This is a genomic window from Micromonospora sp. NPDC000089 (assembly GCF_042899365.1).
Lineage (GTDB): Bacteria > Actinomycetota > Actinomycetes > Mycobacteriales > Micromonosporaceae > Micromonospora.
The window spans coordinates 15,980-39,090 of sequence record NZ_JBIAZT010000017.1 but is presented as its reverse complement, the minus strand read 5'-3'; the positions used below and the strand labels follow the sequence as shown (position 1 = coordinate 39,090).

The 23,111-nt window shown below is 72.7% G+C and carries 25 protein-coding genes, 1 pseudogene and 1 riboswitch; of the genes and pseudogenes, 19 read left to right on the top strand and 7 right to left on the bottom strand.

All coding sequences use genetic code 11. The annotated features are described in order from the left end of the window. Position 1 precedes the first annotated feature (1 nt). The 9 genes from ACFY3U_RS24175 (at position 2) to ACFY3U_RS24135 (ending at position 7,712) form a co-directional block, all read left to right on the top strand. Complete coding sequence (locus ACFY3U_RS24175; RefSeq protein WP_387205640.1) at positions 2–1,009, top strand: DUF881 domain-containing protein; 1,008 nt, start codon at positions 2–4, stop codon at positions 1,007–1,009. A 58-nt stretch (positions 1,010–1,067) separates the two neighbouring features. After that, entirely contained in the window at positions 1,068–1,445 is a 378-nt protein-coding gene (gene gcvH / locus ACFY3U_RS24170) for a glycine cleavage system protein GcvH (protein WP_387205638.1), read from the top strand. A gap of 217 nt (positions 1,446–1,662) precedes the next feature. Then, positions 1,663–2,115, top strand: coding sequence for an FHA domain-containing protein (locus ACFY3U_RS24165; protein WP_088962138.1), 453 nt, complete (start codon positions 1,663–1,665; stop codon positions 2,113–2,115). 50 nt (positions 2,116–2,165) lie between these two features. Beyond that, on the top strand, positions 2,166–2,864 hold the full coding sequence (locus ACFY3U_RS24160) for a MerR family transcriptional regulator (RefSeq protein ID WP_387205800.1): 699 nt from the start codon (positions 2,166–2,168) through the stop codon (positions 2,862–2,864). A 169-nt stretch (positions 2,865–3,033) separates the two neighbouring features. Then, positions 3,034–3,498 (top strand): bifunctional nuclease family protein, encoded by a 465-nt coding sequence (locus ACFY3U_RS24155; RefSeq protein ID WP_387205636.1) that lies wholly within the window; start codon positions 3,034–3,036, stop codon positions 3,496–3,498. Positions 3,499–3,683: 185 nt separating this feature from the next. Next, positions 3,684–4,277, top strand: coding sequence for a MerR family transcriptional regulator (locus ACFY3U_RS24150; RefSeq protein WP_387205635.1), 594 nt, complete (start codon positions 3,684–3,686; stop codon positions 4,275–4,277). Between the two features lie 359 nt (positions 4,278–4,636). After that, positions 4,637–5,830 (top strand): nitric oxide synthase oxygenase, encoded by a 1,194-nt coding sequence (locus ACFY3U_RS24145; RefSeq protein ID WP_387205633.1) that lies wholly within the window; start codon positions 4,637–4,639, stop codon positions 5,828–5,830. Between the two features lie 2 nt (positions 5,831–5,832). Then, positions 5,833–7,062 carry a globin domain-containing protein gene (locus tag ACFY3U_RS24140; RefSeq protein ID WP_387205631.1) on the top strand — a complete coding sequence of 410 codons (1,230 nt, stop codon included), beginning with the start codon at positions 5,833–5,835 and terminating at the stop codon, positions 7,060–7,062. Next, positions 7,059–7,712 carry a hypothetical protein gene (locus ACFY3U_RS24135; RefSeq protein WP_387205630.1) on the top strand — a complete coding sequence of 218 codons (654 nt, stop codon included), beginning with the start codon at positions 7,059–7,061 and terminating at the stop codon, positions 7,710–7,712. Before ACFY3U_RS24140 ends, ACFY3U_RS24135 begins: the two co-directional genes overlap by 4 nt. Here the strand turns inward: ACFY3U_RS24135 and ACFY3U_RS24130 are convergent. Continuing rightward, positions 7,709–8,362: an SDR family oxidoreductase gene (locus tag ACFY3U_RS24130; protein WP_387205628.1), complete on the bottom strand. Its 654-nt coding sequence runs from the start codon at positions 8,360–8,362 to the stop codon at positions 7,709–7,711. The two genes, ACFY3U_RS24135 and ACFY3U_RS24130, sit on opposite strands and share 4 nt — an antisense overlap. Before the next feature lie 97 nt (positions 8,363–8,459). On the opposite strand from ACFY3U_RS24130, the gene ACFY3U_RS24125 reads away from it, so the two are divergent. Both ACFY3U_RS24125 and gcvP read left to right on the top strand, forming a co-directional pair. Then, positions 8,460–9,347 carry an NAD-dependent protein deacetylase gene (locus tag ACFY3U_RS24125; RefSeq protein WP_387205626.1) on the top strand — a complete coding sequence of 296 codons (888 nt, stop codon included), beginning with the start codon at positions 8,460–8,462 and terminating at the stop codon, positions 9,345–9,347. Positions 9,348–9,397: 50 nt separating this feature from the next. Beyond that, a riboswitch (glycine riboswitch) is annotated at positions 9,398–9,490 on the top strand. Between the two features lie 77 nt (positions 9,491–9,567). Then, the gene (gene gcvP / locus ACFY3U_RS24120; RefSeq protein WP_387205624.1) at positions 9,568–12,393 is read left to right on the top strand and encodes an aminomethyl-transferring glycine dehydrogenase; all 2,826 of its coding nucleotides are present in this window, start codon (positions 9,568–9,570) and stop codon (positions 12,391–12,393) included. A 119-nt stretch (positions 12,394–12,512) separates the two neighbouring features. Here gcvP and ACFY3U_RS24115 read toward each other — a convergent pair whose 3' ends face one another. Next, positions 12,513–12,713 (bottom strand): DUF5999 family protein, encoded by a 201-nt coding sequence (locus ACFY3U_RS24115; RefSeq protein ID WP_088962150.1) that lies wholly within the window; start codon positions 12,711–12,713, stop codon positions 12,513–12,515. Between the two features lie 123 nt (positions 12,714–12,836). On the opposite strand from ACFY3U_RS24115, the gene ACFY3U_RS24110 reads away from it, so the two are divergent. Together ACFY3U_RS24110 and def are read left to right on the top strand one after the other, a co-directional pair. Further along, on the top strand, positions 12,837–14,069 hold the full coding sequence (locus ACFY3U_RS24110; RefSeq protein ID WP_387205622.1) for a chorismate-binding protein: 1,233 nt from the start codon (positions 12,837–12,839) through the stop codon (positions 14,067–14,069). Positions 14,070–14,080: 11 nt separating this feature from the next. Then, complete coding sequence (gene def, locus ACFY3U_RS24105) at positions 14,081–14,590, top strand: peptide deformylase (RefSeq protein WP_387205620.1); 510 nt, start codon at positions 14,081–14,083, stop codon at positions 14,588–14,590. Between the two features lie 16 nt (positions 14,591–14,606). Here the strand turns inward: def and ACFY3U_RS24100 are convergent, their stop codons facing one another. Further along, positions 14,607–15,395: a GNAT family N-acetyltransferase gene (locus ACFY3U_RS24100; protein WP_387205618.1), complete on the bottom strand. Its 789-nt coding sequence runs from the start codon at positions 15,393–15,395 to the stop codon at positions 14,607–14,609. 3 nt (positions 15,396–15,398) lie between these two features. Further along, positions 15,399–15,755, bottom strand: a complete 357-nt coding sequence (locus ACFY3U_RS24095; protein WP_387205616.1) for a winged helix-turn-helix transcriptional regulator — start codon at positions 15,753–15,755, stop codon at positions 15,399–15,401. Between the two features lie 93 nt (positions 15,756–15,848). Here ACFY3U_RS24095 and ACFY3U_RS24090 point away from each other — a divergent pair, with 93 nt between their 5' ends. Beyond that, positions 15,849–16,463: a malonic semialdehyde reductase gene (locus ACFY3U_RS24090; RefSeq protein ID WP_387205614.1), complete on the top strand. Its 615-nt coding sequence runs from the start codon at positions 15,849–15,851 to the stop codon at positions 16,461–16,463. Between the two features lie 31 nt (positions 16,464–16,494). Here ACFY3U_RS24090 and ACFY3U_RS24085 read toward each other — a convergent pair whose 3' ends face one another. Continuing rightward, complete coding sequence (locus ACFY3U_RS24085) at positions 16,495–17,268, bottom strand: sulfite exporter TauE/SafE family protein (RefSeq protein ID WP_387205612.1); 774 nt, start codon at positions 17,266–17,268, stop codon at positions 16,495–16,497. A 190-nt stretch (positions 17,269–17,458) separates the two neighbouring features. Here ACFY3U_RS24085 and ACFY3U_RS24080 point away from each other — a divergent pair, with 190 nt between their 5' ends. Next, positions 17,459–18,238, top strand: a complete 780-nt coding sequence (locus ACFY3U_RS24080) for an endonuclease/exonuclease/phosphatase family protein (RefSeq protein ID WP_387205610.1) — start codon at positions 17,459–17,461, stop codon at positions 18,236–18,238. A 9-nt stretch (positions 18,239–18,247) separates the two neighbouring features. Here ACFY3U_RS24080 and ACFY3U_RS24075 read toward each other — a convergent pair. Then, positions 18,248–18,445: pseudogene (locus ACFY3U_RS24075) on the bottom strand (bifunctional 5,10-methylenetetrahydrofolate dehydrogenase/5,10-methenyltetrahydrofolate cyclohydrolase); the annotation flags it as partial. A 244-nt stretch (positions 18,446–18,689) separates the two neighbouring features. Here ACFY3U_RS24075 and ACFY3U_RS24070 point away from each other — a divergent pair. After that, a complete protein-coding gene (locus ACFY3U_RS24070) occupies positions 18,690–19,718 on the top strand; it encodes a beta family protein (protein ID WP_387205608.1) in 1,029 nt (342 codons plus the stop codon). On the opposite strand, the gene ACFY3U_RS24065 is transcribed toward ACFY3U_RS24070, so the two are convergent. Continuing rightward, positions 19,715–20,710, bottom strand: coding sequence for a tyrosine-type recombinase/integrase (locus tag ACFY3U_RS24065; RefSeq protein ID WP_387205606.1), 996 nt, complete (start codon positions 20,708–20,710; stop codon positions 19,715–19,717). The two genes, ACFY3U_RS24070 and ACFY3U_RS24065, sit on opposite strands and share 4 nt — an antisense overlap. Positions 20,711–20,794: 84 nt before the next feature. Between ACFY3U_RS24065 and ACFY3U_RS24060 the strand changes: the two genes are divergently transcribed. The 3 genes from ACFY3U_RS24060 (at position 20,795) to ACFY3U_RS24050 (ending at position 23,087) form a co-directional block, all read left to right on the top strand. Beyond that, entirely contained in the window at positions 20,795–21,367 is a 573-nt protein-coding gene (locus tag ACFY3U_RS24060; protein ID WP_387205604.1) for a GNAT family N-acetyltransferase, read from the top strand. 182 nt (positions 21,368–21,549) lie between these two features. Beyond that, positions 21,550–22,965 carry an OFA family MFS transporter gene (locus ACFY3U_RS24055; RefSeq protein WP_387205602.1) on the top strand — a complete coding sequence of 472 codons (1,416 nt, stop codon included), beginning with the start codon at positions 21,550–21,552 and terminating at the stop codon, positions 22,963–22,965. Next, entirely contained in the window at positions 22,962–23,087 is a 126-nt protein-coding gene (locus ACFY3U_RS24050) for a hypothetical protein (RefSeq protein WP_387205600.1), read from the top strand. Before ACFY3U_RS24055 ends, ACFY3U_RS24050 begins: the two co-directional genes overlap by 4 nt. Positions 23,088–23,111: the final 24 nt, after the last annotated feature.

Sequence of the window (23,111 nt, the reverse complement as noted above, 5' to 3'; positions counted from 1 at the left end):
GATGAGCGACGAGCATCGGGAGACGGGCACCGGGTGGCCGGCGCCGGCGGAACCGGTTCGGCCTCCGGGGCCGGCGGGTGAGCCGGATCCGCGGCCGGACGCGCCGGATCCGGACGAGTTGAGTCCGCTGGCGTCGCCGGAGGAGCCGGCGGGCGAGGAGTCGGCCCGGGCCGACGACGGGGCGACGGTGAACCTGTCCCGGCTGAGCGGGCAGCATCCGTCGGACGAGCCGACGGCGGCGCTGGCGGAGCCGACGGTGGCCTTGGCGGAGCCGACGGCCGGCGATCCGGTGGGCGACGGGCGGCGGCCGGCCCGGCGGGTCAGTTCGGCCGGGGTGATGATCGCGGTGTTGCTGGCCCTGCTGGGGTTCACCCTGGTGGTGCAGTTGAAGACGACCTCGACGGATCCGACGTTGGCGGCGACCCGGCAGGAGGACCTGGTCCGGATCTTCTCGGATCTGGATTCCCGGGAGAAGCGGCTGCAGCAGGACATCGCCGGGTTGGAGGAGAGCCAGCGGCAGTTGCGCTCGGGGGAGCAGGGTCGGCAGGCGGCGTTGGAGGAGGCCACCCGGCGGGCGGACGAGCTGGGCATCCTGGCGGGGACGCTGCCGGCGAAGGGGCCGGGGTTGACGGTGCGGTTCGAGCCGGGCCCGAAGGGGTTGCGGGCGGACCGGATCCTGGACGCGGTGGAGGAGTTGCGGGGCGCGGGCGCGGAGGCGATGCAGATCGCCGGCGCGGACGGGGCGCCGGTGCGGATCATCGCCTCGACGTACTTCCTGGACGGGCAGAACGGGGCGTTGCAGGTGGACGGGCGGGCGATGCGGGGTCCGTTCACGATCACGGTGATCGGTGATCCGGAGACGATGCGGACGGCGTTGAGCATTCCGGGCGGGGTGATCGCGGTGGTGCGGGGTGATGGCGGTAACGTGCTCCCCGAGGATCGTGAGGTTGCCGAGGTGTCGGCGCTGCACGGTCCGATGAAGCTGGAACACGCCCGTCCGGTCTCCTGACCGGCGCGGCCGCGCCGGGTTGCCGCCCGGTGCAAGGATGGGATGAAGGACGCGTCTGGTGATTCCTGAGGATCTGCGGTACACCGCCGAGCACGAGTGGGTGGTGGGCGCCTCCGGCGCCGTCCGGGTCGGTATCACGCACTTCGCGCAGGACGCGTTGGGTGACATCGTGTTCGTCCAGTTGCCCGACGAGGGCGCGGTGGTGGCCGCGGGCGAGCCGTTGGGTGAGATCGAGTCGACCAAGAGCGTGTCGGAGATCTACGCGCCGTTGAGCGGGAGGGTCTCGGCTCGCAACGAGGCGTTGTCGGACACTCCTGAGGTGATCAATTCGGATCCGTACGGTGCGGGTTGGTTGTTGGAGATCACGCCGGATGATCCGGCGGCGGTGGACGGCCTGTTGACGGCGGACGCGTACCGCGAGCTCACCGAGAGCTGAGTGTGCCTGTCCGGGCGCGGGTGATGTTTCGCGCGCGTCCGGTTGCCCTGCATTTCGGCGCTGGCTAGGCTCGCCCAGTCGACCGAGAACCCAAGTGTTGAGCGTTGTGTAAGTTGCCTTTGCGGGCACGGGGAGCCAGCCGCCGGGTGTGTTTCGTCCCGGCGGCCAGACCCGCCATTACCCCGACGCTGACCGAACTGATCCGTGAGGTGGTCCCATGACGCGCCCAGGCGACGAGTTCCCCCCGCTCGACGTCACTTCGACGCTCAATCTCGGTTCGTTGGACGAAGTGCTGGAGGGGCCGGACACCGACGTGGTGCCGAGCCGGATGTCCGGCTCGTTGCCGCCGGGGATGGCGCTGCTGGTGGTCCGGCGGGGTCCGAACGCGGGCGCCCGGTTCCTGTTGGACCACGATGTGACGACGAGTGGCCGGCACCCGGACAGTGACATCTTCCTCGACGACGTGACGGTGTCGCGGCGGCACGCGGAGTTCCACCGGGACGGTGGGACGTTCACGGTGCGGGACGTGGGCAGCCTGAACGGCACGTACGTGAACCGGGAGCGGGTCGAGGCGGCCACGCTGAGCAATGGCGACGAGGTGCAGATCGGCAAGTTCCGGGTGGTGTTCATCGCCGGTCCGCGCCCGGAGGAGGAGGCCGGCCGGGGGTGAACGAGCCTGCGGCCTCGATGCCGCCCGGTGCGGCCCGGTCCCACCCGCTGATGAGCATCGGCGAGGTGCTGGGTCAGTTGCGGGTGGAGTTCCCGGACGTGACGATCTCGAAGCTGCGGTTCCTGGAGGCCGAGGGGCTGGTGGAGCCGCAGCGGACGGCGGCGGGTTACCGGAAGTACAGCTGGGACGATGTGGCTCGGCTGCGGTTCGTGTTGACGGCGCAGCGGGACCAGTATCTGCCGTTGCGGGTGATCCGTGACCAGTTGGCGGAGTGGGATTCCGGTGCCGATGCGCCGGAGCGGCCGCGGCCGACGTTGGTGGCGGTGGGTCCGGGTGGTGAGGTGCCGGGCCGGTCGGCGGAGGAGCCCGAGTCGTCGCAGGTGCGGCTCGGGCGGGCCGAGTTGGTGGCGCGCAGCGGCATCGACTCCTCGACGTTGGGGGAGTTGGAGCGGCTGGGTGTGCTGGTGTCGGATCCGCCGGGTTGGTACGACGCGGACGCGTTGATCATCGCGCGGGCGGTGGCGGGGTTGGCGGCGTACGGGTTGGAGCCGCGGCATCTGCGGGCGTACCGGTCGGCGGCGGATCGTGAGGTCGGCCTGTTCGCGCAGTTGGTGGCGCCGTTGGCGCGGCAGAGTGATCCGGGGGCGCGGGCGCGGGCGGCGGAGACGGCGCGGGAGTTGGTGGCGTTGTCGCAGCAGTTGCACGCGGCGTTGGTGCGGGTGGGGTTGCGGTCGACGTTGGGCCGGTGAGGGTGGCCGTGCGGACGGATCTTCCTCGGGAAGCGTGCCGTAGGCTTGCCGGGGTAACCCCTTGCCGGCGCGGGCGTGGTGCTGGTGCGGTCGGGACGGCCGTGTCGCGGTCCGTGTACCGTGCAAGGTGAGGGCGCGGTGCGTAGGTGACGACGACACGGAGGCGGCGGTGCGCGAGCTGAGCGTGGTCGGAGTTCGGGTGGAGCTGCCCAGCAACCAGCCGATCGTCCTGCTCAGGGAGGTCGAGGGGGACCGTTACCTGCCGATCTGGATCGGGGCGGTGGAGGCCACGGCGATCGCCTACGAGCAGCAGGGCGTGAAGCCGGCCCGGCCGTTGACGCATGATCTGTTGCGGGACGTGTTGTCGGCGTTGAAGGCGCCGTTGCGGGCGGTGGAGATCACCGAGCTCAAGGAGAACGTCTTCTACGCCGATCTGTTGATCGGTGACGGGGTGCGGGTGTCGGCCCGGCCGAGCGATTCGATCGCGTTGGCGTTGCGGGTGGGTGCGCCGATTCGTTGTGCGGAGCAGGTCCTGAGCGAGGCGGGGATCGTGATTCCCGACGAGCAGGAGGACGAGGTGGAGAAGTTCCGCGAGTTCCTGGACCAGGTGCGTCCGGAGGATTTCGCCGGCTGACCTCGGTGGCCCGCCAGGTCACGGTGGGTGACGTTCCGGTGTGGTGTGTCGTGGGTGGCGCCGCGGGGCGGCGTGTCGCGACGGTTTCTCCGCGGTAACTCCCGTGTACGGGGATAGGGTTGCCGTGTCGAGGGGTGCGCGTTGGCGGAACGACGCGTCACCGCACTGACGGGGAGGTTGTCGGGATGCACGAGCCGCGGGATCCTGAACCGGGTGTGGAGCGTGGCGGGCCGGGTGCGGTGCCGCCGCCGGAGGCGCCCGACGGTGATGGTTCGGTGGGTTACCGCGGTGTGACGGCGTGCCACGCGGTGGGGATCAGTTACCGGCAGTTGGACTACTGGGCGCGTACGGCGTTGGTGGTGCCGAGTGTGCGGGACGCGTCGGGTTCGGGGACGTCCCGGTTGTACTCGTTCCGCGACCTGGTGGTGTTGAAGGTCGTCAAGCGGTTGTTGGACGCGGGGGTGTCCCTGCAGAACATCCGGCGGGCGATCGAGGCGTTGCGGTCGCGTGGGGTGGACGACCTGGCGGGGATCACGCTGATCTCGGATGGCACGACGGTGTACGAGTGCCGGTCGCCGGAGGAGGTGGTCGACCTGTTGCAGGGTGGCCAGGGTGTGTTCGGCATCGCGATCGGTGGGGCGTTCAAGGAGATCCAGGGTTCGTTGTCGCATCTGCCGGCGGAGCCGGCGGCGGCGGCCGGCACCGAGCCGGTGGGGCCGGTGTCCGAGGTGGTGGGTGACGAGTTGGCGGCTCGGCGGGCGCGTCGTCGGGCGGGCTGAGGGCGTTTCGAGCAGTGGGCGCCGCGGGCTGTCTGGTCCGCGGCGTCGTGGTGTTCATGGGTGTTTCACCGGAGTGTCGGCTGTGTACCTCCGGGGACATAGTCGGGTAGTTGACAGTTCCCCTGTTCCCAGGAATTCTGTCCCAGGCGATCATGGCTCGGCCACCGGTCGGTTACTGTCAGTGACCACCGGTGGGTGACCGGCCTTGGTCGGCGGGGTCGGCGCGAGGGTCGCGCCGGAGCCTGACCGGGGATAGGGAACGAGCCAGAGTGCACATTGACCATTCCGTCGGCCGGCGCTCGGCACGGGTCGGCAGCGTCGCCGCGGACCGTCCGGCAGCAGGGTGCCCGGTCACCGGCGTGACCACCGGTCCCGAGTCGCTGACCGAGACGGTCGCCGCCGCCGACGTCGCGGTCGAGGCGGAGGAGTTCCTGGAGCTGTACCACCGGGAGCGTAACCTGCCGGGGTTGGCCGACCGGTTGGCGCAGGTGCGCGAGGAGATCGCGCTGACCGGGTCGTACCGGCACACCCGCGAGGAGTTGACGTACGGGGCGAAGGTGGCCTGGCGGCAGTCGGCGCGGTGCGTGGGTCGGATCCGGTGGGCGGGGTTGAAGGTCCGGGACCGGCGGCACGTGACGACGGTCGAGGGGATCGCCCGGGAGTTGTCGGCGCACCTGGCGGCCGGTGACAACGGGGGCCGGATCCAGTCGGTGATCACGGTGTTCGCGCCGGACCGGCCGGGGGTGGGTCCGCGGGCGCGGATCTGGAACGACCAGTTGGTGCGCTACTGCGGGCACCGGCTCGACGACGGCACGGTGCTGGGTGACCCGGCGCAGGTGGGGATGACGGAGGCGGCGAAGGGGCTGGGGTGGCGTCCGCCGCCGGTGCCGGGCCGGTTCGACCTGCTGCCGTGGGTGATCGAGACGGCCGGTGAGGATCCGACGGTGGTGGACGTGCCGCGGGAGCTGGTGCGGGAGGTGGCGTTGACCCACCCGAGCTACCCGTGGTTCGCCGATCTGATGCTGCGCTGGCACGCGTTGCCGGTGATCAGCAACATGCGGATGCGGGTGGGTGGGGTGGATTACAGCTGCGCCCCGTTCAACGGGCATTATCTGAGCGACGAGATCGGCACCCGGAACATGGGTGACCGGGAGCGATACGACCAGCTGCGGGTGGTGGCGACGGCGTTGGGGGTGGACACGTCCCGGGAGGACACCCTGTGGCGGGAGCACGCCGCGCTGGTGATCAACCAGGCGGTGCTGCACTCGTTCAAGCAGGCGGGTGTGCGGGTGTCGGATCCGCACACCGAGTCGGACCTGTTCATGAAGTTCTGCGCGCAGGAGGAGCGGGTGGGTCGGCCGGTGCACGGCGACTGGTCGTGGTTGAACGGCAGCGTGGGGTGGGCGGCGTTGCACGCGGTGCACCACCGCTACTACGACACCCGGGTGCCGAATCCGAATCTCTGGCAGACTGACCGCGCCTACGACCCGGCCGGCGTGGTGGAACTGACTTTGCGGGAGCGGCACGACATCGCCCGCGCGCAGGAGGACTGACGATGGACAACGCTGCGCTGCGCCGAAGTTGGAGCCAGTTCTCCGCGGCGGGTCCGGAGGCGGCCAAGTACTTCTACGCCACCCTGTTCGTGGTGGCGCCGGAGGCGCGGTCGATGTTCCCGACCAATATGCAGTACCAGGAGGACAAGCTGCTCAAGGCGCTCGGGCACATCATCACCAGCCTGGACGACCCGGCGACGTTGAGCATGTTCGCGCAGCGGTTGGGCGCCGACCACCGCCGTTTCCACGGTGAGGACCAGCGGGGCAACCTGGTGATGCTGGGGCAGCAGCACTACACCTGGGTGGGTCAGGCGTTGCTGAGCACCCTGGAGCGGTTCCTCGGTCCGCAGTGGACGCCGGCGTTGCGGGCGGAGTGGTCGGCGGCGTACGACGCGGTGGTGTCGTTGATGCTGGCCGGCGCGGCGGAGGCGGAGCTGACCTCACCGCCGTACTGGGAGGCGGAGGTGCTGGGCTGCGAGCGCCGCCGCTCCGACATCGCGGTGTTCACCGTCCGCCCGAACTACCTGTGCAACTACCTGCCCGGGCAGTCGTTGCCGGTGCAGGTGCCGCAGTTGCGCACCTGGCGTTACCTGTCGCCGGCGAACGCGCCGCGCGCGGACGGGACGATCGAGTTCCACGTGCGGGCGACCGGCCGGTTCTCCACCCATCTGGTGCGCCGGCTGCGCGGTGGGGACCGGCTGTTGTTGGGGCATCCGACGGGCACCGCGCTGTCGTCGTACGACCGGTCGCCGCAGTCGCCGTTGCTGCTGATCGCCGGCGGCACGGGGCTGGCGCCGCTGCGCGCGGTGGTGGAGGCGTTGCAGCAGGGTGTGGGCCGGCGGACCACCCTGGTGGTGGGCGGGCGCACCCCGGAGGACCTGTACGACGACACGGCGCTGGCGCAGTTGGCGTCGATGCCGCCGGCGGCGGCGTGGCAGCAGGGCAACACGGGGTGGTTGCGGTACGTCCCGACGGTGGAGACCGGGTGGGGTTGGCAGGGCGCGATCGGCCGGGCGGGTGACACGGCGGTGCGGTTGGGGCCGTGGACGGACACCGAGGTGTTGATCTGCGGCAGCCCGGAGATGACCCGGGAGACGATGACCATCCTGCTGCGCTCGGGTGTGCAGCCCGAGCGGATCCTGACCGAGAGTTACGATCATTCTCTCTACCCGCCCCTCGCCGAGGCCGGCGCCGCTGCCCCGCGCGACCTGAGCTGGACAGGTGCCCGATGAGCATCGACCACACCGACCGCTTCCCGATGACCCCGATCGCCGCCGCCCCACCGCAGGGTGAGATTGCCCGTCAGCTGGCCGGGTTGGAGGCGCGGCGGTTCCGGGGCAGTCACTGGCTGTCGGCGGACGAGGTCACCTCGGTGATCCGCTCGGCGGACGACCGGATCGCCCTGCTGGTCAACGAGATGGAGCGGCAGCGGCGGGAGCATCAGGGTCTGGTCGCTCAGGTGGAGATGCTGCGGCACGGCACGTTGCCGAGCACGGCGCCGCAGGGCCCGGACCCGATGGTGGTGGAGCTGGCGATGCGCGCCCAGGACGAGGCGAACCGGACGATCGGGGAGGCCAGCGCGGAGGGCGCGGAGATCATCGCGGACGCGCGCCGGCAGGCCGACGAGATCCTCGCCGAGGCGCACCGGCGGGCCGGGGCGGTGAACGGGCCGGGTCAGCAGGGCCGGCCGGCGCCGGAGCTGCAGCGGCGGGTGCAGGAGTTGGAGGAGCGGCACGCGGCGGCGTTGGCTGCGGTCGCGGCGGCGCAGCAGCAGCTGGCCCGCTGCCAGGCGTTCCTGACGGCGCAGGGGGAGCAGCTGCGCGCCGAGGCGGCGGCGGTCGGCGCGGCGGGCGCGCCGCTGCGGGCGGTGCTGGGCGGTTAGCTCACGGCGGCGACGGCGTCCGCGATGGGGGTGTTGCCGCCGACCAGCTCCAGGGTCCGCCCGGCGGTGCCGGGGTGGTGCAGCAGCGCGACGAGGACCCGGGCGACGTCGGTGCGGGTGACCGCCTCGCGGGGTGCGGTGTCGGCGAGGTGGACGCGTCCGGTGGGTGGGTCGTCGGTGAGCTGGCCGGGGCGCAGCACCGTCCAGTCGAGGTCCCGGCCGCGCAGGTCGTCCTCGGCGGCCTTCTTGGCCCGCAGGTACGCCGCCCACACGTCGCCGGTGTCGGCGGCGGGCGCGTCGCCGACGCCCATCGAGGAGACCAGCAGGTAGCGGCGGACGCCGGCGGCCTGGGCGGCGTCGGCGAGCAGCACCGCGGCGGCCCGGTCGACGGTGTCCTTGCGGGCGGCGTCGCTGCCGGGGCCGGCGCCGGCGGCGAAGATCACCGCGTCGGCGCCGACCAGGTGCCCGGCGACCTCGTCGACGCCGGCGTGTTCCAGGTCGACCAGCGCCGGGTGTGCGCCGAGGGCGCGCAGGGTGGCGGTGTGGTCGGGGTTGCGGACCAGGCCGACGGCGTTGTCGCCGCGGCCGGCGAGTTCCCGTTCGACCAGTTGGGCGATCTTGCCGTGTCCTCCGGCGATGACGACGCGCATACCTGCCAACCTAGCCCCCGCCCCCGGCACCGGGGGCGGCGACGGGCGTCACGGTGGGTGGGTCGCCGTCGGGCGATCGCTGAGGCAGCATGGACGGGTGACGGAGACTCTCGACGCGCTGGCCGCCCTGGTGGGCGGCGGCGGGGTCGTGGTGCTGAGCGGTGCGGGGTTGTCCACCGAGTCGGGCATTCCCGACTACCGGGGCCCGAGCGGGGCGGCGCGCCGGCACAGCCCGATGACGTACCAGACGTTCACCCGGGACCCGGTGGCCCGCCGGCGGTACTGGGCGCGCAGTCACCTGGGGTGGCGGATGATCGCCCGGGCGGCGCCGAACGACGGGCACCGGGCGGTGGCCCGGTTGGCCGCGGCCGGCCTGGTCGACGGGGTGATCACCCAGAACGTGGACGGCCTGCACACCGCGGCGGGCAGCGCCGGGGTGGTGGAGCTGCACGGCCGGCTCGACGAGGTGGTCTGCCTGGACTGCGGCAACCACACCTCCCGGGAGGAGGTGGACCGGCGGCTGCGGGAGGCGAACCCGGGTTTCCACGCGGCGGCCGGGGCGGTGAACCCGGACGGCGACGTGGAGCTCGACGACGCCCAGGCGGCCGGGTTCCGGGTGGTGGACTGCGGGTTCTGCGGCACCGGCATGCTCAAGCCGGACGTGGTGTTCTTCGGCGAGACGGTGCCGCCACAGCGGGTGGCGCGCTGCTTCGGCATGGTCGACGGGGCGCGGCTGCTGCTGGTCCTGGGCTCGTCGCTGACGGTGATGTCGGGCCGGCGGTTCGTGCTGCGGGCGGCGAAGGCGGGCGTGCCGGTGGTGATCGCGAACCAGGGGCCGACCCGCGGTGACGGGTACGCGCGGCTGACGGTGGACGCGCCGCTGGGCCGGTTGCTGCCGGCGCTGGCCGACCGGGTGTGCGCGCCCGACGCCGGTCCGGCCGGGCCGGGCGCGGTGCCGGCGGGTGTGGCGCCGCCGGGCCGCTGACGGGGTACATCCGCGGCGACCGCCGACGCTGGTAGCGTTGGCACTGCCGTACCACCCACGCGGGAGAGACCGCCCAGCCGGGCGGCGCCGAAGGGGCAGCTTCCTCCCCGGAACCTCTCAGGCAGAAGGACCGTGTGGGCAGGCACTGTGGAGCGCCGCGGGCGTGACTCAGGGGGAGGCCGACGTGTCGACCTCGCCCCACCCCGCAAGGAGCGCCGCCATGACCGCAGAGCAGTTCGCCGACCGGCACATCGGTCCGGGTCCCGCCGACGAGCGCCGGATGCTGGAGGCCGTCGGCTACGGCTCGGTCGACGAGCTGATGGACGCGGCGATCCCCGAGGTGATCCGCTGGCACGGCGCCCTGGACCTGCCGGCGCCGGCGACCGAGCGGCAGGCGCTGGACGAGCTGCGGGCGCTGGCCGCCCGCAACACCGTCGCCGTGTCGATGATCGGCCTGGGGTACCACGGCACGCACACCCCCGGGGTGATCCGCCGCAACGTGCTGGAGAACCCGGCCTGGTACACCGCGTACACGCCGTACCAGCCGGAGATCAGCCAGGGCCGGTTGGAGGCGCTGCTGAACTTCCAGACCATGGTCACCGACCTGACGGGGCTGGCCACCGCGAACGCGTCGATGCTCGACGAGGGCACCGCCGCGGCGGAGGCGATGACCCTGGCCCGCCGCGCGTCGAAGAGCAAGAGCCCGGTGTACGTGGTGGACGCGGACGCGCTGCCGCAGACCGTCGCGGTGATCGCCAGCCGGGCGGAGCCGCTCGGCATCGAGGTGCGGGTGCTGGACCTGACCGTCGAGGAGTTGCCGGCGGAGTTCTTCGGCCTGCACCTGCAGTACCCGGGGGCGTCCGGGGCGGTCCGCGACCACGCGCCGCTGGTCGCCGCGGCGCACGCCGCCGGGGCGCTGGTGACCGTCGCCGCGGACCTGCTGGCGCTGACCCTGCTGCGCCCGCCGGGGGAGATCGGCGCGGACATCGCCGCCGGCACCACCCAACGGTTCGGGGTGCCGATGGGCTTCGGTGGGCCGCACGCCGGCTACCTGGCGGTGCGTTCGGGCCTGGAGCGGATGCTGCCCGGCCGGCTGGTCGGGGTGTCGAAGGACGCCGTGGGTGACCCGGCGTACCGCCTGGCGTTGCAGACCCGGGAGCAGCACATCCGGCGGGAGAAGGCGACCAGCAACATCTGCACCGCGCAGGTGCTGCTGGCGGTGATGGCCGGCATGTACGCGGTCTACCACGGCCCGGACGGGCTGCGGGAGATCGCCCGGCGTACCCACGCGGCGGCGGCGCGGCTCGCCGCCGGCCTGCGCGCCGGTCAGGTGGCCGTCGCGGACGTGGCGTTCTTCGACACGGTCACCGCGACGGTGCCGGGCCGGGCGGCCGAGGTGGTCGCGGCCGCCGCGGCGCGGAACGTGAACCTGCGGCTGGTCGACGCCGACCGGGTCGGGATCTCCTGCGACGAGACGACCACCGGGGCGCACCTGGCCGCGGTGTGGGCGGCGTTCGGGGTGGCCGGTGTCGACGGCGACGGGGACGTCGCCCTGCCGGCGGACCTGGCCCGGGAGTCGGACTTCCTCACCCACCCGGTGTTCCGCACCCACCATTCGGAGACGGCGATGCTGCGCTACCTGCGGCGGCTCGCGGACTTCGACTACGCCCTGGACCGGGGCATGATCCCGCTGGGCTCGTGCACGATGAAGCTCAACGCGACCACCGAGATGGAGCCGGTGACCTGGCCGCAGTTCGCGCACCTGCACCCGTTCGCGCCGGCGGAGCAGACCGCCGGGTACCGGGAGCTGATCGGTCAGCTGGAGGGGTGGCTGGCCGAGGTGACCGGGTACGACGCGGTCAGCGTGCAGCCGAACGCCGGTTCGCAGGGTGAGCTGGCCGGCCTGCTGGCGATCCGCTCGTACCACCGCGACCGCGGTGAGGGGCACCGGGACGTGTGCCTGATCCCGTCCTCGGCGCACGGCACGAACGCCGCGTCGGCGGTGATGGCCGGGATGCGGGTGGTGGTGGTCGGCTGCGACGCCGACGGCAACGTCGACCTGGTCGACCTGGACGCGAAGATCGACAAGCACCGGGACACGCTCGCCGCGATCATGGTGACGTACCCGTCGACCCACGGGGTGTACGAGACGGGCATCGCGTCGCTGTGCGCGAAGGTCCACGACGCGGGCGGCCAGGTGTACGTGGACGGCGCGAACCTCAACGCGCTGGTCGGGTTCGCCAAGCCGGGCCAGTTCGGGGCGGACGTGTCGCACCTGAACCTGCACAAGACGTTCTGCATTCCGCACGGCGGCGGCGGCCCGGGGGTGGGCCCGGTGGCGGTGCGGGCGCATCTGGCGCCGTTCCTGCCCGGCGACCCGCTGGGCGCGCACGACGACGGCCGGCCGGCGATCTCCGCGGCCCGGTACGGGTCGGCGGGCATCCTGCCGATCCCGTGGGCGTACCTGCGGATGATGGGCGCGGACGGGTTGGCCCGGGCGACCGGGGTGGCGGTGCTCGCGGCGAACTACGTGGCGACGCGGCTGCGCGACCACTTCCCGGTGCTGTACGCCGGCAACAAGGGCCTGGTGGCGCACGAGTGCATCCTGGACCTGCGGCCGCTGACGAAGGCGACCGGGGTGAGCGTGGACGACGTGGCGAAGCGGCTGATCGACTACGGCTTCCACGCCCCGACGATGTCGTTCCCGGTGGCGGGGACGCTGATGGTGGAGCCCACCGAGAGCGAGGACCTGGCCGAGCTGGACCGGTTCTGCGAGGCGATGATCGCGATCCGGGCGGAGATCGACAAGGTGGGGGCCGGACAGTGGCCGGCGGGGGACAACCCGCTCGCCAACGCGCCGCACACCGCGGCGATGGTGGCCGGCGACGAGTGGCCGCACCCGTACCCGCGGTCGGTCGGGGCGTACCCGGGCGGGGTGGACCGGGCGGGGAAGTACTGGCCGCCGGTGCGGCGGGTGGACGGCGCGTACGGCGACCGGAACCTGGTCTGCTCGTGCCCGTCGCCCGAGGCGTTCCAGGAGCAGTGAGGATCGCCGGCCGGGGCGGCGTCGACGCCGCCCCGGTTGGCCGACCTGGCCGGCGGCGACGCCGGCGGGGGTACTAGCCTGAGGCCGGGTGACCAGTCGTTGTCACCGACCGTGACCGGTCAGGCTACGAGGGCGTGTCGGGCGGGGCCGCGGTGCGGGGCGATGGTGCTGCCGTCGGGGAGCAGCTCGCCGGTGTCCTCGAAGACGATGACACCATTGCAGAGCAGGCTCCAGCCCTGTTCACGGAAGCAGGCGATGACCCGGGCGGCTTCCCGGTCGGTCGCCTCGGCGGAGGGGCAGGTGGGTTGGTGCTGACACATCGGGTTCTCCGGACTGTGGGGGCACTGTGTCATGGTTCACATGACCAGTGACGCACAGTACCAAGCCCAGGCGCACCGGATCGAGCAGGCATCCGTCTTGTTCACCCGAAATCCGCTGAACGGATGAGCAGGTTCGGACCGGACGGCCTGGAAACGCTCCCACACCCCCTGGTCGACGTACCGGGAGTCCCCACGTCGTGCCGCAGCGTGCTGGTCGAGCGGGACCGGTGGGAATGGCGGGTCACCGACGGCGGCGACCCGGCCGCGCTGATCCAGGCGTACCTCGCCGAGCACGGGCTCGATCTCGCGGACCTGGCCCGGCCGGGCGGCCACCACCCCGACGGCCCGTGCGGGGCGGCCCTGTTCGTCTCCGCCGCGGCCGGCACGGCGATGGCCGGCGCCCACCCCGGCCCGCCCACCCCGATCCCGGCCCTGCCCGACGTGGCCGTCGTCGTCTACGACCACGCCCGCCCGCACCTCCCCGACCCACCGCCGCCGAGCAACGGCGGCTGGCGGCTGGGCCCCTGGCGGGACAGCTGGACGCCCCGCGCGCACGCCGACGCCGTCCAGGCGGTCCGCGCCGCGATCGGCCGCGGCGACGTGTACCAGGTCAACGTGGTCGGGCACGCGGCCGCCCCGTACACCGGCGACCCCCGCCCGGCGCTCGCCCGGCTCGGCGCGCTGCCCGGCGCCCGCTACGGCGGCACCCTGCACGGGGCGGGCTGGGCGCTGGGGTGCGCGTCGCCGGAGACCCTGATCGAGGTCACCGCCGGCCGGGCCGTCACCCGCCCGATCAAGGGCACCCGCCCGGCCACCCCCGCCGGGCGGCGGGGCCTGCTCGCCTCGGCCAAGGAACGCGCCGAACACGTGATGATCGTCGACCTGGAGCGCAACGACCTGGCCCGGGTGGCCCGCACCGGGTCGGTGCGGGTGGACGAGCTGTTCACGGTGCGCCGCTGGTGCGACCTGTGGCAGGCCGAGTCGACCGTCTCCGCCGCCCTGGCCGCCGGGTGCGGCCTGGCCGACCTGCTGCGCGCCGTCTGCCCCGGCGGGTCGGTCACCGGGGCGCCCAAGCGCGCCGCCCTGGACCGGATCGCCGCCCTGGAGCCGGTCGGTCGGGGCGCGAGCATGGGCGGCTTCGGGTGGGTCACCGCGGGCCGGGTCGACCTGGGGTTGACCATCCGCACCGCGGCGGCGGACGCCGACCGGCTGCACGTGTGGGCCGGCGGCGGCATCACCTGGGACAGCGACCCAGCCGCCGAGGTCGCCGAGGCGGCCGCGAAGGCCGCCCCGCTGCGCGCCCTGCTCGCCGACCCGGGCGGGGTCCGGCACACCGCTGGGGTAACGGACGGATAGCCTTGGCGTCCATGACCGTACGCCCGATCCGGATCATCGGTGACCCCGTCCTGCGCACCGCCTGCGACCCGGTGACCAGCTTCGACGCCGAACTGCGGAAACTCGTCGACGACCTGATGGACACGCTGCTGGGCGCCCCCGGCCGGGCCGGGGTGGCCGCCCCGCAGATCGGCGTCGCCGCCCGGGTGTTCGTCTACGACGCCGACGGCCACCGCGGCCACCTGGTCAACCCCACCCTCGAGCTGTCCGAGGAGCTCCAGGGCGACGACGAGGGCTGCCTGTCCATCCCCGGCCTGCACTTCCCGACCCCACGGGCGATGCACGCCACCGCGCGCGGCTTCGACCGGCACGGCGAGCCGCTGACCATCGCCGGCAGCGGGTTCCTGGCCCGGGCCCTGCAGCACGAGACCGACCACCTCGCCGGCCGGCTCTACGTCGACACCCTCACCGGGGACACCCGGCGGCGGGCGCTGCGGGAGATCCGCGCCGGCCGCTTCGACTCACCCACCCGCCGCCGCTGACTCCGCCCCGACCCGGTCAGGGTCGGGCCGGCCGGGTCGCGGTCAGCAGGTGCTCGCCGAACTCGGCCACCCGGCGGAAACCGAGCCGCTCGTAGACGCGTACAGCGGCGGTGTTGTCGGCCTTGACGTTGAGCGTGACGTGGTCGACGTGCGGGCGCAGCCGGGCGCACAGCGCGGCGACCGCGGCCGAGGCGTGCCCCCGGCCGCGCACTCGCGGATGGGTGGTGACGTTGCCCAGCGCGGCCACCCGGTAGGTGGGGGACCACACGTGCACCCCGGCCACCGACACCAGCTCGCCGCCGTCGCGGATGCCCACATACCGGCCGGTGTCGAGCATCCGCGGGTCGAACCAGTTGCCCGGGTACGCGACGGCGTAGAGGGCACGCAGGGCCGGCAGGTCGGCCCGGTCGAGCACCTCCCCGGCCGGGGCGACCGCCGCCAGCCGGTCCGGGTCGGTCAGCGCCATCCGGTGGTGCGCGCCACCGCCGGGCGCCACGTCGTACCAGCGGGTCAGCACCGGCAGCAGGCCGGGGGACAGGTGCGCGTACACCCGGGTCGGCAGCATCGGCGCCAGGTCGGCCAGCAGGGCCGCCAACCCCGGCGTGTCGGCGGGGTTGGCGAAGGCCAGCAGCACCGGCGGCGTCACCGCGTGGTACAGCAGCGCCACCTGGTCGTCCCGGCGGAACCACGAGGTGTACGGCCAGAAGAAGTCGTCCAGGTCGCCCAGCTGGTAGGCGTGCAGCACCGGGTCGCGGCGCAGCAGCGCGGCCAGGGCGTCCCGGTCGTGCTCGGCGCGGGGCGGCACCGGTCAGCAGCCCCCGCCCGGCTCGCCGGGCAGGTGCTCCTCGGCCCAGCCGGCGAGCGCCTCCAGCGCCGGCACCAGCGCGGCGCCGCTGTCGGTGAGCTGGTAGCTGACCCCCAGCGGCGGGCCCTCCCGCACGGTGCGGCTGACCAGGCCGACCCGGGCCAGCTCGCCGAGCCGGTCGGACAGCACCGACTCGCTGATCCCGGGCAGCGCCCGGGTCAGCTCCGCGAAACCGGCCGGCCCGTCGGCCAGGGTGCCCAGCAGGACGCCGTTCCACCGCTTGCCGAGAAAGGCGAACGCCCGGGTGATGCCGCGCTGGCACGTCCGGGGCTCGCCACCGAGTCGGGGGTCGGCCGTCATGTGGCCAAGGATACGCCGCTCCTGAGCCACTTCGAAAAAACTAGCTGCTACCTTTGCCGCAGCAACAATCGGCAACCGAGCAGAGGAACCCCGATGACCGACGTCCTGCCCGAACACCTGATCACCCTGAGCCCCGAAGCCCAGGCCCAGCTGTTCACCGACGCCCGCACCGCCAACACCTTCACCGACACCCCCGTCGGCGACGACCAGCTGCGCGCCATCTTCGACCTGGTCAAGTACCCGCCCACCATGATGAACATCCAGCCCCTGCGGGTGCTGTTCGTCCGCCCCGGCGCCGGCCGCGACCGGCTGCTCACCCACGTCGCCGAGGGCAACCAGGCCAAGACCGCCACCGCCCCCGTCGTCGCCGTGCTCGCCGCCGACACCGACTTCCACGAGCACATGGACACCGTCTTCCCGATCCGCCCCGGCATGCGCGACCAGTTCCACGGCGACCCCGCCGGCCGCGAACACGTCGCCCAGTTCAACGCCACCCTGCAGATCGGCTACTTCCTGCTCGGCGTCCGCGCCGCCGGCCTCGCCGCCGGACCGATGGGCGGCTTCGACGCCGCCGGCGTCGACAAGGAGTTCTTCGCCAACACCGGCTGGAAGTCCCTGCTGCTGGTCAACATCGGCCATCCCGGCCCGGACGCCTGGTTCCCCCGGCTGCCCCGCCTCGACCACGACACCGTGGTCCGGTACGCCTGACGCCACCCGAGCGCCGGCTGGGCGACCCCGCTCAGCCGGCCCGCACCTGATCGAACCCCAGCTTCGCCACCAACGCCGCCACCACCACCAACAGCACCACCCGCACGAACCCGGCACCCCGCCGCAACGCCATCCGCGCCCCCAGCACCGACCCGGCCACGTTGCACACCGCCATCGCCGCACCCAACAACCACCACACGTGCCCGGTCGCCGCGAACACCACCAGCGCACCCAGGTTCGTCCCCGCGTTGACCACCTTCGCCATCGCCGACCCGTGCACGAATTCCGCCCCCACCAACGCGGTGAACGCCACCACCAGGAACGTGCCGGTACCCGGACCGATCAACCCGTCATACAGGGCGATCCCCACCCCGGCCACCGCCACCGCCGCCACCACCCGCACCCGGGTGCGCCGCCGCGGTCGCGCCACCAACCCCAGCCGCGGCCGGAACACCACGAACAACGCCACCGACACCAACACCACCAGCACCACCGGCCGGTACGCCCCCGCCGGCACCGCACCCGCCAACGCCGCGCCCACCCCCGCGCAACACACCGCCAACGCCGCCGACGACCCCGCCACCGGCCAGTCCAGCTTCGTCCGCCGGGCGTACGTCACCGCCGCCGTCGACGTACCCGCGATCGCCGCCAGCTTGTTCGTGCCCAACGCCGTCGCCACCGGCACCCCCGGCGCCGCCACCAACAACGCCGGCAACAACAACAACCCGCCACCACCGACCACCGCGTCCACCCAACCGGCCAACGCGGCCGCCGTGAGCAGGGTCGTCAGCGACAGGGCATCCATGGGCGGCCATTCTTCCCACCCGCCCCCACACACCGCCGCCCCCTGTGGGCCACCTCACCGCCGCACCTCACCGACCTCGATGACGCCGCAACCACAACCCCACCGACCCCAACGCCACGAACACCAGCACCGAACACAGCAGCACCTTCACCATCGGGCAACAGTGCCACGGCCCACGTAGGGTGCAGGAGTGCGCCTGGCGACCTTCAACCTGCTGCACGGCCGCTCCCTCACCGACGGGCTCGTCGACCCCGACCGACTCACCGCCGCCGTCCGCGACCTCGACGCCGACGTCCTCGCCCTCCAGGAAGTCGATCGCGACCAGACCCGCAGCGGCAACCTCGACCTCACCGCCATCGCCGCCCGCGCCCTCGACGCCCCCGAACACCACTTCGCCGCCGCCGTCGTCGGCACCCCCGGCGAACAGTTCCGCCCCCTCACCCACGACGACGACGGCCACGGCGAACCCTGCTACGGCATCGGCCTGATCAGCCGCCACCCCGTCCGCTCCTGGCAGGTCACCCGGCTGAGCCCCGCCCCCGTCCGGTCACCCATCTACATCCCCGGCACCGGCGGCGGCGTCGTCCTGCTCCGCGACGAACCCCGCGTCGTGCTCGCCGCCGTCCTCGACACCCCACACGGCCCGCTCACCGTCGCCGCCACCCACCTGTCCTTCGTGCCCGGCTGGAACGCCCTGCAACTACGCCGCGCCGTCCGCGCCCTGCGCACCCTGCCCGCGCCCCGCATCCTGCTCGGCGACCTCAACCTGCCCGCCGGCCCCGCCCGCCTGCTGTCCGGCTGGCACCCGCTGGGCCGCCGCCCCACCTACCCGGCCGCGGCACCCCGGGTGCAGCTCGACCACGTCCTCGCCGACCGGCACGGCATCGACCGACTGCCCCCGGTCACCGCCGTGACCACCCCCCGCTCCACCATCTCCGACCACCGCCCCCTCGTCGTCGACCTCGGCTGACCCAAGCCGTCAGCCGTCGCGCCGCCGCACCGCGTCTCGGAACAACATCGCCACCGTCGTCGGAACCACCCCACCGACCCGCGGCCTGATCGGCCCCGCCACCTCGGCACACGACTCGTCCACATCCGGCAACAGACGCCCCCGCCTAATTTCGCCGCGGGGAAGCCGGGCCCCAGCGGCACGTCCACGTCCGACGACGCCGGCAGCTCCGCGTCGTCCGGCATCCACCGTCGACCCGCTGAACGGCGTGCCCTGCACCGACGTTCCGCGCGCGTTCCACTCCTGCACCCAGCCGACCGCCACCGCCCGCGCCACACCCACCCGTACCGAACCGATCCTGCCAGCGCGGCAATAACCGTCCACCCGCTTCGGGCACGCAGGGTTGTCGATCGAAAACAGAACGTGGAACATCGATACAAGTGACTGTCGTCGAATCGTGTGGGGCGATGCCATGGCGGGCTACTATCCGATCCTCAAGGGCCGCAGAGCCGAACTTCAGGCCATCAGCCACGTCCCCGATGAACTGGCACCGCACATCCTCCCGATCTTCGACGTGCCACCGTCCGACCGCGGTTCGATCAAGGATGCCTACGTCTTCAGCCAGTACGCGCAGGAGACCATCCCGCGCGACATGGTCATCGCCGTCGACGTACGCCACCTGCCGGAGCCGACCACCGGCAACCGCCGACCGCTCCAGGACATCGCCGGCGACCTGCACCAGTGGGGCATCCCCGCGCTGCCCGTCGCCCACCTGCACGACACCCCCGCACAGCTGGCGGATGTCCGAGACGCCGCCGCCCCGCACGGCGGCGTCGTGCGGCTCACCGGCGACGACGCGCAACTGGACGCGGCCGAGATAGCCGCACGACTGAGTCACGTCCTGTGCGCCACCGACATGCGCCCCGAAGACTGCATCCTCATCCTCGACCTTGCCGAGGTCCGCTCCGACCAGGACCTCACGAGCGCCGAACCCCTGGCCCGCAAACACCTCGCGTGGGCCCGACGCCACCCCTGGAAGACAGTCGTCGTCGCTGCGGGAGCCATGCCCCCCAACGTCTCCCACGTGCCAGCCCACATCGCCACCCCGCTCCGCCGACGCGACTTCAACCTTTGGCAGCGGCTTCAGGATCACGGCATCCCGTTCGCCGACTACGGCGTCACTCATCCCCGGATGAGCTCCGGCAGCCGGGGACCGGCACCGAACATCCGCTACACCGACCGCGAGGCTTGGTGGACCTACCGCGCGACGCGCGACGGCAACGGCAACACCGGGGTCTACGACATCTGCCAGGCGATCGTGTCCGCGAACCACTGGCCGACCGCCGGACGACATTTCTCCTGGGGTGACGAGCAGATCGTCTTGCGTGCTGCCGGCCACGCCGGGGCCGGCACCGCCACCCACTGGATCGCCTGGGGAACCTCACATCACCTGGCGTACGTCGCCGACCAGCTCGGCCTGGCCGACCGGCGAGCCCTCTAACGCATGGGCAACCCCGACAACGCTCGGTTCGTGCGGTTCGCCGCCGCCGCCGCCCGCTGCTGACCCGCCGTCACCTCGATGTACGTCTGCGACGACGCCAACGACGCGTGCCCCAACAACCGCATGATCTCCGCCGCGCTCGCCCCGTCCTCGGCCAGCCGCGTGGCGAACGTGTGCCGTAACGCGTGCAAGCGCGCCCCCCGCGGCACCCGGTCCCCGATGCCCGCCCGCCTGTAACACGACTCCACCAGATACTGCAGGCCACCCCTGCGCAGTGGTTCACCCTGCCGATCCACCAGCATCGGCCCATCCGGGCGCACGCTGCGTGCGCCGAACCGGAACCGCCGAGTGTCCAGGTAACCGGTCAACACCCGGTCAACACCCGCCTCGATCGGCACCGTGCGGGGCCGCCCACCCTTGCCCGCCACGTCCACCCGGCGCTCACCGTCGCGGCCCGCCACCGACGACACCCGCAACGCCAGCAGCTCCGACAGGCGCAGCCCCGCGCACAACGCCAGCGCCAACACCGCCAGGTCCCGCTCCGGCCACGGGTCGCGCTGCCGGCCCTCCGCGCGCGCCACCGCCGCCAGCAACTCCTCCGGCGTGCCCTCGCCCCGCAGTGGCTTCGGGCGGGGGAGCGGCGTGCGGGGCCGCCCCACCGCCGGCATCGGATTCCCCGCTACGACACCCTCGGCGACCAGGAACGTGAAGAGGCTGTTCCAGGTGGACCAGGCACGGTGGACGGACGCCGCGGCGCGGGGAGCGGCGAAGCGCGCGAACGCCGCGCGCATCACCCGGGGGGAGAGTGCGGCGACCGGAAGTTGATCGAGGGGGAGGGGAGTGGCGTCGCCCTCCGTCGCGGCCAGGGCTGCCACGGTGGTCAGATCCCGACGGTAGGCGGCGAGGGTGTGGGGGGAGGGCTTGCGGGTGGCGCGAGCGGTCAGGAACTCCTCGATCAACCGCCCTACCGATTCGTCCTGTTTATCATGCATAAGGGATATTATGCATGATTCTCGCGTTCCCGGCCATGGCGAGCCAGGGGAGCGGAGGCTCCGGCGCGCACTACCGTTCCCCGCATGCCGATGCTCGCCGCACCCGCCGTGTCACCCGGCGCACTGGCCGCCCTCGACCAACCCGAACTGACCGGCGACGAGATCACCCTGCGCCCGTGGCGACCGGCCGACCGGGCCGCCGTGGTGGCCGCGTACGCCGACCCGGCCATCCAGCGCTGGCACTGCCGGTCCATGACCGACGACGAGGCAGACGCCTGGATCGCCGGCTGGCCGCACCGGTGGCGCACCGAGACCGGCGCCGGCTGGGCGGTGCTGCGGGAGGGGATCGTCGCCGGCCAGATCGGCCTGCGCCGGCTCGACCTCGTCGAAGGGCTCACCGAGGTGTCGTACTGGGTGCTGCCCCAGGCGCGCGGACGACGGGTGGCCGCGCGGGCGCTGTCCACGTTGACCGCGTGGTGCTTCGGACCGGCGCGGTTGCACCGGGTGGAGCTGAACCACTCGACGCGTAACGCCGCCTCCTGTCGGGTGGCCAGCCGGGCTGGTTTCGCCGTGGAGGGAACCAAGCGCGCCGAGGGCCGGCACGCGGACGGCTGGCACGACACGCACCTGCACGCCCGCCTGGCGTACGACGCCTGACCGCGCCCGTCGGGGAGCCCCTCTCAGCGCTTACTTGACATAATGTGCATTATCGAATCGGCGCGGCGGACGACCGTTCGGCTCAGCGGATCGACCGTCCGGCGCGGTCGGGTTTACCGGTGCCCTTGTGGGTGGGCAGAGAGACCGGAACGTTTCTCGGTATCCCGGAGAGGAAGCAGCCCATGCTTTCCGCGCTCGATCGGCAGCGCACCGTCGCGCCGCCCGGTTACCGCCGCTGGCTCATCCCGCCGGCGGCCCTGGCCATCCACCTGTGCATCGGTCAGGTCTACGCGACCAGCGTCTACAAGAACTCGCTGATCGCGCACTTCGACGCCAGCCAGACGGCGATCGGGGTGATCTTCAGCATCGCGATCGTGATGCTGGGGTTGTCCGCGGCGGTCGCCGGCACCTGGGTGGAGGCGAACGGGCCGCGCAAGGCGATGTTCGTCTCGGCGTGCTTCTGGGCCGCCGGCTTCCTGGTGGGCGCGGCGGGCATCGCGACGAAGCAGTTGTGGCTGCTGTACCTGGGCTACGGGCTGCTCGGCGGGATCGGCCTGGGGATCGGGTACATCTCCCCCGTCTCCACGTTGATCAAGTGGTTCCCGGACCGGCCGGGCCTGGCGACCGGCCTGGCGATCATGGGCTTCGGTGGCGGCGCGATGGTGGCCTCTCCCCTGTCCCGGCAGCTGCTGTCGTACTTCGACTCCGGGTACGACCCGTCGAACGCGGGGTCGACGGCCTCCGGGTCGGCGCTGGTGTGGCTGTTCGTGACGCTGGGCGTCGGCTACTTCCTGATCATGATGTTCGGAGTGTTCAACGTGCGGGTGCCGGCGCCGGACTGGCGGCCGGCCGGGTTCGACCCGGCGCGGGTGGCGGCCAAGCCGATGGTGACCACGGCGAACGTGTCGGCGGCGAACGCGGTGAAGACCCGGTCGTTCTGGCTGCTGTGGGTGGTGCTGTTCTGCAACGTGACCGCCGGGATCGGCATCCTGGAGCAGGCCAGCCCGATGATCCAGGACTTCTTCCGGGACAACGGCACGTCCGCGGTCACGGTGGCCGCGGCGGGCGGTTTCGTGGGGCTGCTGTCGCTGTTCAACATGGCGGGCCGGTTCGTGTGGTCGTCCACCTCGGACCTGATCGGCCGCAAGCCGATCTACCTGGTGTACCTGGGTGTGGGCATGGTGCTGTACGCGCTGCTGGCGCTGTTCGGGCAGACCGCGACGGCGCTGTTCGTGCTGTTGGCGTGCGTGATCCTGTCGTTCTACGGCGGCGGGTTCGCCACCGCGCCGGCGTACCTGCGGGACCTGTTCGGGACGTACCAGGTGGGTGCGATCCACGGGCGGCTGCTGACGGCGTGGTCGGCGGCCGGGGTGGCGGGGCCGTTGATCGTGAACGCGTTCCTGGACGCGCAGGGTAAGCCGGGGACGTTGACGGCGTCGGCGTACCGGCCGGCGTTGTTCACGATGGTCGGGGTGCTGGCGGTCGGGTTCGTGGCGAACCTGCTGGTCCGGCCGGTGCCGGAGCGTTTCCACGAGCCGGCGGCGGGCCGGGACGGTGCGGGTGCGGAGCCGGTTGCGGCGGAGAGGGGTGCGCGGTGAACGAGGGCAGGCAGGTGGGGCAGACGGCCCGGCTGTGGATCTCGTGGCTGGTCGTGGCGGTGCTGTTGGGGTACGGGGTGGTGCAGACGCTGATCACGGCGGCGAAGCTGTTCACCAGCTGAGGCGGACGGCCACGGCGGCCCGGA

Excerpts from the sequence above, each read along its gene's own strand:
- ACFY3U_RS24115 (WP_088962150.1), bottom strand. The coding sequence starts at position 12,713 with ATGTGTCAGCACCAACCCACCTGCCCCTCCGCCGAGGCGACCGACCGG.
- ACFY3U_RS24135 (WP_387205630.1), top strand. The coding sequence starts at position 7,059 with ATGAGCATCGACCACACCGACCGCTTCCCGATGACCCCGATCGCCGCC.
- ACFY3U_RS24175 (WP_387205640.1), top strand. The coding sequence starts at position 2 with ATGAGCGACGAGCATCGGGAGACGGGCACCGGGTGGCCGGCGCCGGCG.
- ACFY3U_RS24085 (WP_387205612.1), bottom strand. The coding sequence starts at position 17,268 with ATGGATGCCCTGTCGCTGACGACCCTGCTCACGGCGGCCGCGTTGGCC.
- ACFY3U_RS24090 (WP_387205614.1), top strand. The coding sequence starts at position 15,849 with ATGACCGACGTCCTGCCCGAACACCTGATCACCCTGAGCCCCGAAGCC.
- gcvP (WP_387205624.1), top strand. The coding sequence starts at position 9,568 with ATGACCGCAGAGCAGTTCGCCGACCGGCACATCGGTCCGGGTCCCGCC.
- def (WP_387205620.1), top strand. The coding sequence starts at position 14,081 with ATGACCGTACGCCCGATCCGGATCATCGGTGACCCCGTCCTGCGCACC.
- ACFY3U_RS24065 (WP_387205606.1), bottom strand. The coding sequence starts at position 20,710 with ATGCATGATAAACAGGACGAATCGGTAGGGCGGTTGATCGAGGAGTTC.
- ACFY3U_RS24110 (WP_387205622.1), top strand. The coding sequence starts at position 12,837 with ATGAGCAGGTTCGGACCGGACGGCCTGGAAACGCTCCCACACCCCCTG.
- ACFY3U_RS24160 (WP_387205800.1), top strand. The coding sequence starts at position 2,166 with ATGAGCATCGGCGAGGTGCTGGGTCAGTTGCGGGTGGAGTTCCCGGAC.
- ACFY3U_RS24070 (WP_387205608.1), top strand. The coding sequence starts at position 18,690 with ATGGCGGGCTACTATCCGATCCTCAAGGGCCGCAGAGCCGAACTTCAG.
- ACFY3U_RS24165 (WP_088962138.1), top strand. The coding sequence starts at position 1,663 with ATGACGCGCCCAGGCGACGAGTTCCCCCCGCTCGACGTCACTTCGACG.
- ACFY3U_RS24150 (WP_387205635.1), top strand. The coding sequence starts at position 3,684 with ATGCACGAGCCGCGGGATCCTGAACCGGGTGTGGAGCGTGGCGGGCCG.
- ACFY3U_RS24130 (WP_387205628.1), bottom strand. The coding sequence starts at position 8,362 with ATGCGCGTCGTCATCGCCGGAGGACACGGCAAGATCGCCCAACTGGTC.
- ACFY3U_RS24095 (WP_387205616.1), bottom strand. The coding sequence starts at position 15,755 with ATGACGGCCGACCCCCGACTCGGTGGCGAGCCCCGGACGTGCCAGCGC.
- ACFY3U_RS24140 (WP_387205631.1), top strand. The coding sequence starts at position 5,833 with ATGGACAACGCTGCGCTGCGCCGAAGTTGGAGCCAGTTCTCCGCGGCG.
- ACFY3U_RS24060 (WP_387205604.1), top strand. The coding sequence starts at position 20,795 with ATGCCGATGCTCGCCGCACCCGCCGTGTCACCCGGCGCACTGGCCGCC.
- ACFY3U_RS24055 (WP_387205602.1), top strand. The coding sequence starts at position 21,550 with ATGCTTTCCGCGCTCGATCGGCAGCGCACCGTCGCGCCGCCCGGTTAC.